Here is a 12,700-nt window from a genome sequence, read left to right as displayed (position 1 = left end):
GAAGGCTCTTTTCATAGAGTCAACTGTTTATATTCTTCATTCGTAAAAGCACGTGATCGAGTCAAGAAACGTTTCCCTTCTACTCCTTCAAGCGAAAACATCCCTCCTCGACCATCTACTACATCAATGATCAACTGTGTATGTTTCCAATAGTCATATTGGCTTTTCATCATATAAAAAGGAACACCGCCAATATGGCCCAGTAACACGTCCTGGTCGCCTATGAGCAGATCTCCTTCCTCATAACACATAGGGGAAGATCCGTCACAACAACCACCCGACTGATGAAACATTAAGGGGCCGTGCTTCTCTTTTAGCAATTCAATGAGAGACAATGCTTCTTCTGTTGCAATGACACGGTCTGGCATGGGGATTCCTCCATTTCACTTTAGATCCTATGGACAGATCCGCTTTTGTTCAATTAAAAGAATCCTAGTTTGCTTTCATCATAGCTAACTAACATATTTTTCGTCTGTTGGTAATGCGCCAACATTTGCAGGTGATTCTCACGGCCGATCCCAGATGCCTTATAGCCACCGAATGCGGCGTGTGCAGGATATGCGTGATAACAATTCGTCCATACACGGCCAGCTTCAATGCCGCGTCCGAAACGATAAGCGGTGTTCATGTCACGCGTCCAAACTCCTGAACCTAAGCCGTATAAAGTATCATTCGCAATTTCAAGCGCTTCTTCTTTATCTTTGAATGTCGTAACGGCTACAACTGGACCAAAGATCTCTTCTTGGAAGATACGCATTTTGTTATCGCCCTTAAATACAGTTGGCTTCACATAGTAACCATCTTTCAAATCGCCTTCCATCTCGTTTCTCTCTCCGCCTGTCAGACATTCCGCACCTTCTTGCTTTCCGATGTCCAAGTAGGATAGGATTTTTTCCAATTGTTCCGTGGAAGCCTGCGCACCCATCATCACGGTTGGATCAAGTGGGTTACCCGTCTTAATTGCTTTGACTCGCTCTAGTGCACGCTCCATAAATTTATCGTAAATGGATTCTTGAATTAACGCACGTGACGGACATGTACATACTTCCCCTTGATTCAGAGCAAACATGACGAATCCTTCGACTGCCTTATCCAAGAATGCATCATCTTCTGCCATGACGTCTTCAAAGAAAATGTTTGGAGATTTTCCACCGAGTTCTAATGTAACCGGAATCAAGTTTTGGGACGCATATTGCATAATGAGGCGGCCAGTTGTCGTCTCGCCAGTGAACGCGATTTTGCTAATACGTGGGTTGGATGCCAATGGCTTCCCTGCTTCCACTCCAAAACCGTTCACAACGTTGAGCACACCTGCAGGCAGTAAGTCTTCGATCAACTCAACCAAGACCAAAATAGAAGCTGGCGTCTGTTCTGCTGGCTTCAAGACGACACAGTTTCCTGCTGCGAGTGCCGGAGCAAGTTTCCACACGGCCATTAGAATTGGGAAGTTCCAAGGAATAATTTGGCCAACTACCCCTAATGGCTCATGGAAGTGATAAGCTACCGTATTGTTGTCAATCTGGCTGATACCCCCTTCTTGGGCACGAATAGCAGACGCAAAATAACGGAAGTGGTCAATTGCGAGCGGGAGATCCGCATTTAGTGTCTCACGCACCGCTTTTCCGTTTTCCCATGTCTCTGCCACGGCAAGCATCTCTAAGTTTTCTTCTATGCGGTCGGCGATTTTCAACAAAATATTGGAACGTTCAGTGACTGAAGTCTTACCCCACGCGTCTTTTGCTGCATGAGCTGCATCGAGCGCTAGTTCAATGTCTTCTGCTGTAGATCTTGCTACTTGAGTGAATACTTGACCCGTCACAGGTGTCGGATTGTCGAAATACTGTCCCTTTACTGGCGCCGTCCATTTTCCGCCAATGAAATTATCATAGCGCTCTTTAAACTGAACTTTTGCCCCTTCTGTGTTCGGATTTGCATACACCTTGTTTTCTGAAGCTTGTACCATACTGCGTCACACTCCCTATTCTCTTTATTTTGCTTATATTTTAGTGCAATCGTTTTTGCACACAAAGCCACTATACGAATCGTAAGAACATGTTATTCATAATGTATACGCTTACATAAACTATCTTTTATTCTAGCTGATTATTATATTTATTTCAACTAATTGTTATTGTATTTAAAATTAACCATTTTCATAGATTAGAAATGATTCCTTAATAATTTGTTCATAACTTGGCGTTACGATAAAAGAAATTCAAATGACAGGAGTTTTCAATATGAAAAGTACAACAGGAAGAACAATCTTATCAGTAATCGGCTCAGGTATTGTTGGCTCCATGCTGACTCTGGGTGTAGTGGCTAATACTGATTGGCTCAGTTTTCAAACAGAAGCAGAAGCGGAAACAACTACCACAAACGCACCTGTGTATGATGTCGAGACCGTATCCACACATCAAACGGATTCATTGGCCGATATGGTGGAAAAGTCTTCAAAAGCTATTGTAGGGGTAGTAAATTATCAAACAGTAGGAACTCGTTTTAAGGAATCTGCCACCGAACAAATGGCAGGGACTGGATCAGGTGTCATCTACAAAATTGACGAGGAACACGCCTATATTGTGACGAATAACCACGTCATCGAAAATGCTCAGAAAATTGAAGTAACACTGGACAAAGGTGTTAAGGCTACAGCAAAACTTTTGGGAACGGATGCACTGACGGACATCGCTGTATTGCAGATTGATAAAAAGTTCGCTTCCACTGCCGTGACGTTCGGAGATTCAAGTACATTACGTGCGGGTGATTCTGTAATCGCTATCGGAAATCCACTCGGTCTTGATTTCTCTGGAACGGTCACGAAAGGAATCGTCAGCTCTACCTCTCGCACACTAGACGTTAATACCTCAGCTGGCACTTGGCAAACAGAGGTTATTCAGACAGATGCAGCGATCAATAGCGGAAACAGTGGTGGCGCATTATTCAATACAGCTGGAGAAGTTATTGGGATTAACAGTCTAAAAGTAGCGCAGAGCGGAGTAGAAGGAATTGGGTTTGCTATCCCAAGCAATGAAGTCAAGACATTGATTGAACAACTGACGGAGCATGGCAAGATCGAACGGCCGTATCTCGGCGTTGGATTAGCGGACTTAGCAGAGATTCCATATATGTACGTTAAGGACTTACCTAAAACTGTAAAATCCGGTGTAATGGTAACAGCCGTTGAACCAAATTCTGCTGCTGAAAAAGCCGGTTTACGAGAGCAAGATGTCATCACAAAGATAAACGGAGAGGCAATTGAAAGCTCCATGGATCTCCGTAAATACCTTTATACGAAACTGAAAATCGGTAGCAAAACGAGCGTTACAATTTATCGGGATGGGGTAGAACAGCAAGTGAATATCACCTTGAATACTAAACAAACGAAGTAATATTTCAGGAGGCAGTCTACGCACTGCTTCTTTTTTTCGTCTACCAAGATTATAAAGTTGATCTTTTTCGGCAAAGCTAAGTGAAATTACTACATGTTAGAAGGGATTGCCTTGAATCAAACTGGGTCCATTAGTATTCTACACGTCATTTTGCTGTCTATGACCGTCATTGGTTTAAAAAACCATGTAACGATTATCCCTTCACTTTTACAAGACGCTGGAAGAGATGGATGGATGTCTGTTCTGATCGCAGCCGTTGCGACTCTCCCTTGGATTTTTCTTGTGATATATATCCATAAACAATCTCATCGTGAACACCTTGGAGATTGGTTGACGTCAACGATTGGTCAGGTTCCATCCACCATTGTTCGTTACGTGACAGCCATCTTCTTACTCATCATAGCTGCTTTCACAATGGGTGAAACGCTGCAATGGATTACTGCTACCTTCTTACCTAAAACACCGCTCGTTTTAATGTTAGTAATATACTGCATCCTTTGTATTCTGCTGGTTACTACAAACTTACAAACGCTTGTCATACTCAACGCACTCGTGCTGTTTTGGGTCATCATATTAGGTTTTTTTGTTGCATTCACCAATATACAGGTTAAAGAATATTTTTTGCTATTGCCTCTTTTAGAACATGGGATGAAGCCTGTTCTCCAATCGGCAATCTACCCTGCATCCGGATTTATTGAGCTTATTTTATTCCTCTTCCTGCAACATCAAGTCAAAGATCGATTTCGATGGTATCATTTTGCCATCATGCTTTTCATTTTAGTAGGACTAACAATTGGACCGTTGGTTGGCGCTATTACTGAATTCGGACCGGTAGAAGCGGCAAAGCAAAGGTATCCGGCATATGAGGAATGGGGGCTTGTTTCGATTGGACGCTTTTTTGAACACCTTGACTTTTTCTCTATCTATCAGTGGCTGACAGGTGCATTTATCCGAGTAGGCTTACTATTATTCATCGCGGTGGATTTATTGAAGATGACTGGGGATAAGCCACGTATTTGGAAGATCATTGGCCCTGCGTTCTTCTTCATGAGTTTATCGTTATTTTTAATGAAGGAGCATATTTTCCTTGAAATTAAAGGTGATTATTTATTAGTCGGCACTTTTTTCTTCTTGCTCCTCCTCACTCTCTTTTTAACAATTGTTGCTTTCAAGTCAGGAAGATCAGCTAAGAAAGAGGCTAAATAAAGTGACAGAAAATGGTGATGTACGATGAAATCTGCTGAAATGAAAATAGATCTCGATTCTTTACATCAATTATTCCAAAAATCCGCTGACGTTCAGTTCCAGAGTTATCGGTTCGGATCAGATGCAGTCATACTCATTACGTGTGATGCCATGATCGATTCTCAACTCCTAAATGAAGTGATTGTCCCACGTGTACAACTGGTGTTTAACTATGCGCAAGATGAACCGATTGAACAGGCCATCCGATCCTACTTACACATTCCTAATTTATGCAAACCTCAGACGAAAGAAGAATTGATTACATTCGTCTATACAGGACATGTCTTATTATTTTTTGAGGACATCGGTATGTTGTTTGCTAGTAATATTGCAAAAAAGCCTAATCGGAATCCAGAAGAGACACGTTTGGAAGTTCCTGTCAAAGGACCGCGAGATAATTTTATTGAAGATATATCCGTTAATATTGCACTTCTTCGGAAACGGTTGCCCACCAATTCACTGTGTGTGGAAAAGTTCGAATTAGGGGCACGTTCTAAAACGACAGTAGCCCTTTTATATTTCGACGATATTGCCAGTAAAGAGATATTGGAAAAATTACGAAAACAGCTCCAAAAAGTTGATGCTGATATCGTATTCAGTGGCGACTTATTGATGGAAAATGTCAATAAAAAATCACGGCTCTTCCCAAGGTCTAGTTATACAGGACGGCCTGATAACGCAATTCAATCACTTGCAAGAGGACGATTCCTCATTTTGGTAGACGGCGTTGCTTATGCCGTTATTACACCTGTGAATATGTTTTTACTATTAAAGACTTCGGAGGATAATGAGTATCCTCTTATCTATAGTTCCATCCAGCGTGTACTGCGGATTGTGAGTATTTTCGTCGGCTTATTACTACCCGCATTTTGGCTCGCCTTAACAACGTATCATCAAAATCAGTTGCCCCTTCAGTTACTGGCTACTGTCGTCCAAGCAAATCTAGGGCTGCCGTTCCCTTCCGCGTTTGAAATGCTATTGATGCTTGGTATGTTTGAATTATTTCGCGAAGCAGGCTTACGTCTTCCATCTGTTATTGGAAGCACCATTGGGGTGGTAGGCGGATTGATCATTGGGGATGCTGCCATCCGTGCAGGATTAACAAGCCCTGCAATGATCGTCATTATCGCAACTTCTACCATTGCAACGTACACTTTAGTCAATCAATCGCTTGTAACGGCAGTAAGTGTTTTGCGTGTTTGTTTCATACTTCTAACCGCTTTTATGGGCTTGTTCGGATTTTACATTTCCCTTTATTTAACACTCCTTCATTTATCAAACATTCGAATATTCGGCGTTCCTTATATGAATGTTGCAACAGATTTGAGCTGGGCAACCTTTAAAAAGACCTTTCTGCGGTTACCACCTGAAAAATATAAAGAGCGTCCCAGTTCATTAGATACGCAAGATACGACACGCAATAAAGAGGCGAAAAAATGAACAAATGGATAGTAGGAATGTGTATCGTTTGTACCACATTATTATCTGGCTGCTGGGATAGCAGCGAACCTGAGAGAATACTCTATATTAATGGGGTCGGTGTGGATTATAAAGATGGAAAATACGAAGTTTATGTGCAGATTATTGATTTTGCCAATACGGCAAAATCAGAGCAACCTACTACCAATCAACCGCAAGCTGAAGTAGGCTTTGCCAAAGGCGATACTATAGATGAAGCTTTCTTTGAGCTGTATCATTCCATTGATCAAAAAGTTTTTTGGGGGCACTTTTCGTATTTGGTCGTATCGGAAGAAGTCATGAAGAATGAGAAAGTAAGTCCCATAATAGATAGTTTTATTCGTTATCGTGAGACACGTTATCAAATTTGGGTGTATACCACACAAGACCCTGTACAAGAAGTACTATTAGTGAGACCTGTCATCAATAAAGCGATTACGCTGTCGAAGCTAGGTGATCCAGAAAACTCCTTTGAACAAGAATCATTCATTTATCCAGTCAATCTCCGCAAACTGATTATCGGTCTGGATGAACCGGGTCATGAAATGGCCATTCCTCTCATTACCGTGAAGGAAAATTGGGAATCGATGAAGGAGTCGATTAAAGCTCCTGTGTTATCGGGGATTGGAGTTATCACACGTGATGGCTTCAAAGGATTTATCTCAGGTGATAACGCACGCGGGATGCAATGGATGTCGAATGAAACGAAGAGAGGACAAGTCACTTTTACGTCGGATGAAGGACATCCTATTACGGTAATTATTGATAAAGTGAAAGTGAAAATAACACCAGATGTCCGTAACGGCATGAAGTTTAATGTAGATGTGGAATTGAACGGAACGATGAGTGTGGTGGAAGGCAGTATCACAACGAAGCAGATCAAAGAGGGGGTGGAGAAAGACGTATTCGATCAAATTATGGCTACCTATCATGATGCGTTGGAAAAGGATATCGATGTGTACCGGTTTTCCGAGCAGCTTTATCGTAAAGAACTGAATACTTGGAGAGAACACCAAGAAGATGGGCGGATCGAATTAACAGAGGATTCATTCGGCAAGCTTACTGTCCGCGTTACCACACTTAATTCGGATCGAAAGACATTTAAAGAGACGATTGAATAGTAATAAAATTTCATTCAGCAATACTCTTCATTGCTTTTCTCGCGTATTCGTACTATTTTTAGATACAAAGACGTGAGGAGGACATGCTGAAATGAAAATTCTAGTGATTGAAGATAATGAAAGTGTCTCTTCCATGATCGGCTTATTCTTCGAAAAAGAAGGTATTGAAGGGACATTTGAAGCGAATGGGTTGGATGGCTATGAACGCGCTGTCACTAATACGTGGGATTGCCTCATTATCGATTGGATGCTGCCCGATCTCGATGGCTTAACAATTTGCCGTAAACTTAGAGAACGCGGACTCGAAGTACCGATCATTATGCTCACCGCGAAAGACGGCGTGTCGGATCAAGTGCTCGGCCTTGAAATGGGCGCAGATGATTATGTGACAAAGCCGTTCAGTCCTCTCGCCTTGATGGCACGGATCAAAGCAGTGACTCGCAGATACGCACCGAAGGAACAGGGCGATGACGGAGAAATCCGTACGTCCTATTTTCGATTGAATCCTGATACACGGGAAGTATGGGTGCAAGATAAGTTGATCCCTAATTTGACACCGAAAGAATTTGATCTGCTCTATTTTTTCATTTGCCATCCAAAGCAAGTCTTTTCACGTGATCAGTTGCTGGACAGCGTATGGGGCTATGACTTTTATGGCGACGATCGGACGGTCGATGTACATATTAAACGATTGCGCTCGAAGCTATCTTTGGCAGATCATTCTTTTTTCCATACTGTCTGGGGAGTGGGCTATCGATTTGATGAAAGTGCTGTGATGAACCATTGAAGATCAAGACATTTTATCAGCAGTTGCTTAGCCACTTTAGTGTCATCCTCATCACTGTGCTTGTACTAAGTTTATTGCTGTCCCATTACTTGGAGACGGTCGTTTACGAGCAGAAAACAGAAGAACTGACAACGTACGGACAAGCGATACTTTCCGACCTACGACAAACCAACCGTGGTTCCGAATCAATTTTGAAATCATATGGGCATGTTTTGAACACCCGCTCCATCCAATACAGTTTATTTGACGAACAATCTTCCATCGTCTATTCCACTGGATTGAAGACACCCTTGATCGAGCTGAACGAAGATGAATGGCAAGCGTTACAAAATGGTCAATCAGTGACAGTGAAGCAGGAGTTTAAACGGTTTGACGAAGCAGTTACCTTCGTGTTGCTGCCGTACTTTGAAAGACAACAATTTATCGGTGGAGTATTGCTCACCTCCCCTATTACCGGCTCTCGCGCGATCATTTCCCAGATGAATCACTACGTCTTATACACGACAGCTGTAGCCTCACTTCTTACCCTTTTGCTAAGTGGGTTGCTATCGATTATCCATGTCCGCCGAATTAAACGATTACGCAAAGCAGCCGCAGCTGTTTCGGGTGGGGACTACACCGTACGTGTGCCATCATCAAATTTTGATGAAATAGGAGAATTATCTAAGGACTTCAACGAAATGACTGAAAAACTAGAAGTATCAATGAACGAAATTGAATTGCTCGAAAATCGTAGACGCCAGTTCATGGCAGATGTGTCCCACGAATTACGAACACCGCTCACCACCATTCGTGGAATCATCGAAGGTTTACGTGAGCGCATGATTTCTGAAGAAGAACAAGACAAAGCCCTACAGTTAGCCAATGATGAATCCAAACGTTTGATCCGACTCGTCAATGAAAACTTAGATTACGAAAAAATCCGTTCCAATCAAGTTCAGTTGAACAAGCAAGTTCTTCCTCTGAAAGAGCTACTCGAAATGACTGCTGACCAACTACAATATGCTGCGGCTGAACGTGGAAATACGATCATTGTCAGTGCATCCAACCAACTCTCTGTCTACGCAGATTACGATCGACTGATGCAAGTCTTACTAAACCTTACAAAAAACAGCATTCAGTTTTGTGAGCAAGGAACGATCGAACTGCGCGGCTATGAAAACCAAGAAGAAACAATCATTGAAATCGAAGACACAGGCATCGGCATGGACCCTTTGGAAATCCAACAAATCTGGGATCGATTTTACAAAGCGATTATGTCCAGAACGTCTACTCCTTATGGAGAATTCGGACTTGGCTTGTCCATCGTCAAACAGCTTGTCCTTCTTCATGAAGGAACGATCGATGTGCAGAGCGAAAAAGAAAAAGGTACCATGTTCACGATCAGATTGCCGAAATGAAAAAGAGGCTGGGACAAAAGAATTTATAGAGTAAAAAACCCGAACTATTCCAGAACATTCACTTCATGTTTTGGAATAGTTCGGGTTTCCCTATTGCAAAAAAGCACTGTCTTAGAGACTCTCGGGGGATTTGCGCTACAGGCGGACGCGTTTCGCGGGCATGGCTTGAGCCTCCTCGTCGCTACGCTCCTGCGGGGTCTCAAGGCTCATGCTATTCCCGCAGAAGTCGCCGCCTTCCGCTCCAATCCCTACTTTTTGATATACAAGGCACACTGTGGTGTCTTTATAAATGTTCGTAATTTTAAATGAAAAAGTTAGATATGTCCCAGCCTCTTTTCTTCATTAGTTGCACGTCAAATAACGCCAATAATTATCACCTAGTACACCTGATAAGTACGCCAGCCCTTCACTTTCTGACCGATGCACCGTTCGCCAATCTCCTTCACCCAAAGCTAGATAAATTTCATGATGAGGCGCATCATTGTGATAGCCAACCAAGTCAATATTTCCTTCGCAATCTATATGACCTTTCACTTCATAATGAATCGGCGGAGATGCTGTCAGTGGATTTCCCACATCATGGAGGATTTCAAAATTGACTTCAGAAGACTCTCCCTCCAAACGCTCTATTTTCATATCATCTACCGAAGCATGGTCGTGACGTTTATAGCGCTTTAAATAATTTAACCCAATGGATGGTCCAACAGCTTTTGTATATTGAAGTGAATTTTCTTTTCCATTAAATTTACCTTGCATATCGACACGAGTACGAAAACTTTTCCCCTCAGGATCAAAATCCCGATCATCACCCGTGAAGTATGGCAATGGAGAAAAAAGATTCGGGTTTTTGATGATATCCTCTTTCAAGAATGTAGAATAACGAAACTTCCAATGTTTCACTTCTTCTGCCTTTTTTCTTTTTGCAACTGGCTGTAATAAGTGGTCACGACGTGTAACTCTAACCGAAAACGTATAAATTTCCTCTGCCGGTTTACTCTCTGGATTCGTTGGCGTCATGAGTTCAAAGGCTTTAGCAGCAATCGATTTGCTGACATTCAGTTGCTGATTGCTATCGATCAAAGGACGCGTACCCGATACACTATAAGTGCTAGGCTCAGACACGCCTATTTCTCGGTCAATGAAGCGATTATTTTCTACCGTTTCGAGATATGTTCCGTTGCGGTATATATCATACTTTTCCACTCCTTTTATTCGTTCCCAAGACAAAGCAATCTGAGAGGAGGCAGCAATCGTCGTGATAACTAAACGCTGTAATGGATGTTCGTCTTCCATCATGCTCATCAAAGCAGAAGTTTGAATGACGATCACATTTTTAACCTGATCATCCTCTACACGTTCGATCGTATATTGGAATGGATGCCTAGGATCAAGCTCTCCATCGGTAAATTCGGCAGCCGTTCCTTCATATACTTGTTGTTCATTTTTATAGACGCGATAATATCCACCAACATCACTCCAAGCAAACGATAGATCATCTAATGAATGTTTCATGCGCTGAATTTCGAATAATGAATTCATTTTGTCATCTGCTCCTTTTTAGCTATTCAACGTGAATTGCCAATCTCTTTTAGATAATTATGTAACGTTAGACATAAGTGTAGGGTTTCTTCTCTATGCGCAATATCTCATTTTCATATGATTCATTCTTGACGTTTCAGTATCGTTTTATCCTATTAGACGAATATGTTACAATCAATGTGTCTAAATTAATGTTTACCACTAGGGGTGCCTTCATTTGGCTGAGATGCAATTATGCAAACCCTTGGAACCTGATCTAGTACATACTAGCGGAGGGAAGTGGGTAGTTCGCGTACCCAACAGCCCATCTATGCATGGGCTTTTTGTATATATACCTTTTTAGAGAGGAAGAGAAACATGCAGCTTATTCAACAACTTCGACAAGAACAGCCACTGATCCACTGCATCACGAATATTGTCGTGGCGAACTTCCAAGCGAATGGGCTACTGGCAATCGGAGCCTCTCCAGTAATGGCGGATGCTATCGAGGAAGCGGAAGAGATCGCAAAGGTGGCAGCTTGTAGCATTTTGAATATCGGTACGTTAAAACAGCAAACTGTGGATGCAATGATTTTATCCGGAACAAGTGCGCGAGCCGAAGGGAAACCTGTTGTGCTTGATCCTGTTGGTGCTGGTGCAACACAATTTCGTAAAGCAAGCGTTCTACGGATCTTAGAAGAAGTAGATATCACACTGATCCGATGTAATGCTGGAGAACTAGCTGCAATAGCCAACATACCCTGGAGCGCAAAAGGGGTAGATGCTGGTGAAGGACAAGCCAATATAGAAGAGATTGCAAAAAAAGTGGCCTTGGATCATACGTGCCTTGTCGCTGTATCAGGTGAAGTAGATATCGTTACAGACGGTCGTTCTACTCTGTCCATCACGGGAGGACATCCCATGATGACGGCTATAACAGGAACGGGCTGTTTACTAAGTTCAGTGGTAGGTGCCTTCTTGACCGTAGGATCTGAACGTCCTTTAGAAGCAGCAGCCGAAGCACTTTTATTTTACAAACGAGCAGGTGAAGAAACAGCAAACATTTCACAAGGACCTGGCGATTTTGCTATGAATTTCTTAAATACATTACATACGTTGGATCGTGAACCGAAAACGTTCTTGGTGTAACTACGAGTGAGGGGGTTTTTTTATTGACAGTGAATGTAGCTTTGACTATTGCAGGTTCAGATAGTGGCGGCGGGGCAGGAATCCAGGCAGATCTTAAAACGTTTCAAGAACTCGGTGTATTTGGTACATCTGCTCTTACCGCGATTACCGCTCAAAACACACAAGGTGTCCATGGCGTGTATCCAGTATCGGTAGAAGGTGTCATTGCACAAGTCCGTGCTGTTAGGAATGACTTTGATGTAAAGGCTTGTAAAACAGGGATGCTGTTCTCTGCTGAAATTATTACAGCTATTGCTACTACGTTAAAAGAATACCCGCTGATTCCTCTAGTAATCGATCCTGTCATGATCGCTAAGGGTGGTCAATCTTTATTGCAGGAGGAAGCGATTCAAGCTATGAAGGACTATTTGATCCCTATGGCTGCTATTGTTACACCTAATATTCCGGAGGCCGAAGTTTTAACAGGAATGAAGATCGTTACGGATGAAGATATTCAACAAGCTGCAGAAATTATTATCGGTCTAGGAGCACAGGCAGTCATTATGAAAGGTGGACACCGTAATGATGTGCTCGAGGCAAAGGATTACTTTGTCGATTGTGATGGTCAATCGTTCACGATGACTACACCTTGGG

The 12,700-nt window shown here is 42.4% G+C and carries 11 protein-coding genes and 1 riboswitch; of the genes, 8 read left to right on the top strand and 3 right to left on the bottom strand.

The window, feature by feature from the left end; genetic code table 11:
• Positions 1-11 precede the first annotated feature (11 nt).
• The gene (locus tag GD002_RS11780) at positions 12-368 is read right to left on the bottom strand and encodes a DUF779 domain-containing protein (RefSeq protein WP_153732568.1); all 357 of its coding nucleotides are present in this window, start codon (positions 366-368) and stop codon (positions 12-14) included.
• Positions 369-421: 53 nt separating this feature from the next.
• Positions 422-1,963 (bottom strand): aldehyde dehydrogenase, encoded by a 1,542-nt coding sequence (adh, locus tag GD002_RS11775; protein ID WP_153732567.1) that lies wholly within the window; start codon positions 1,961-1,963, stop codon positions 422-424.
• 274 nt (positions 1,964-2,237) lie between these two features.
• Here adh and GD002_RS11770 point away from each other — a divergent pair, with 274 nt between their 5' ends.
• From GD002_RS11770 to GD002_RS11745, 6 genes are all read left to right on the top strand, one after another.
• Positions 2,238-3,389 (top strand): S1C family serine protease, encoded by a 1,152-nt coding sequence (locus GD002_RS11770; protein ID WP_228548364.1) that lies wholly within the window; start codon positions 2,238-2,240, stop codon positions 3,387-3,389.
• A gap of 111 nt (positions 3,390-3,500) precedes the next feature.
• Complete coding sequence (locus tag GD002_RS11765) at positions 3,501-4,595, top strand: GerAB/ArcD/ProY family transporter (protein WP_153732565.1); 1,095 nt, start codon at positions 3,501-3,503, stop codon at positions 4,593-4,595.
• Positions 4,596-4,619: 24 nt separating this feature from the next.
• On the top strand, positions 4,620-6,074 hold the full coding sequence (locus GD002_RS11760; protein ID WP_153732564.1) for a spore germination protein: 1,455 nt from the start codon (positions 4,620-4,622) through the stop codon (positions 6,072-6,074).
• The gene (locus GD002_RS11755; protein WP_153732563.1) at positions 6,071-7,213 is read left to right on the top strand and encodes a Ger(x)C family spore germination protein; all 1,143 of its coding nucleotides are present in this window, start codon (positions 6,071-6,073) and stop codon (positions 7,211-7,213) included. The genes GD002_RS11760 and GD002_RS11755 overlap by 4 nt, the downstream gene beginning before the upstream one ends.
• A 91-nt stretch (positions 7,214-7,304) precedes the next feature.
• The gene (locus GD002_RS11750) at positions 7,305-8,000 is read left to right on the top strand and encodes a response regulator transcription factor (protein WP_153732562.1); all 696 of its coding nucleotides are present in this window, start codon (positions 7,305-7,307) and stop codon (positions 7,998-8,000) included.
• On the top strand, positions 7,997-9,400 hold the full coding sequence (locus GD002_RS11745; protein ID WP_153732561.1) for a sensor histidine kinase: 1,404 nt from the start codon (positions 7,997-7,999) through the stop codon (positions 9,398-9,400). The genes GD002_RS11750 and GD002_RS11745 overlap by 4 nt, the downstream gene beginning before the upstream one ends.
• A gap of 342 nt (positions 9,401-9,742) precedes the next feature.
• Here GD002_RS11745 and GD002_RS11740 read toward each other — a convergent pair whose 3' ends face one another.
• Positions 9,743-10,939: a DUF3238 domain-containing protein gene (locus GD002_RS11740; RefSeq protein ID WP_153732560.1), complete on the bottom strand. Its 1,197-nt coding sequence runs from the start codon at positions 10,937-10,939 to the stop codon at positions 9,743-9,745.
• Positions 10,940-11,132: 193 nt separating this feature from the next.
• A riboswitch (TPP riboswitch) is annotated at positions 11,133-11,234 on the top strand.
• 62 nt (positions 11,235-11,296) lie between these two features.
• Between GD002_RS11740 and thiM the strand changes: the two genes are divergently transcribed.
• Positions 11,297-12,067: a hydroxyethylthiazole kinase gene (thiM, locus tag GD002_RS11735; protein WP_153732559.1), complete on the top strand. Its 771-nt coding sequence runs from the start codon at positions 11,297-11,299 to the stop codon at positions 12,065-12,067.
• Positions 12,068-12,090: 23 nt separating this feature from the next.
• Positions 12,091-12,700 (top strand): bifunctional hydroxymethylpyrimidine kinase/phosphomethylpyrimidine kinase (gene thiD / locus GD002_RS11730; RefSeq protein WP_153732558.1); only part of this gene is annotated, 610 nt, incomplete at its 3' end.

The organism is Sporosarcina obsidiansis (genome assembly GCF_009651005.1).
In the GTDB taxonomy this organism is placed as follows: domain Bacteria; phylum Bacillota; class Bacilli; order Bacillales_A; family Planococcaceae; genus Sporosarcina; species Sporosarcina obsidiansis.
The sequence above is the reverse complement of the archived record's forward strand: the minus strand, read 5'-3'. Positions and strand labels throughout refer to the sequence as shown.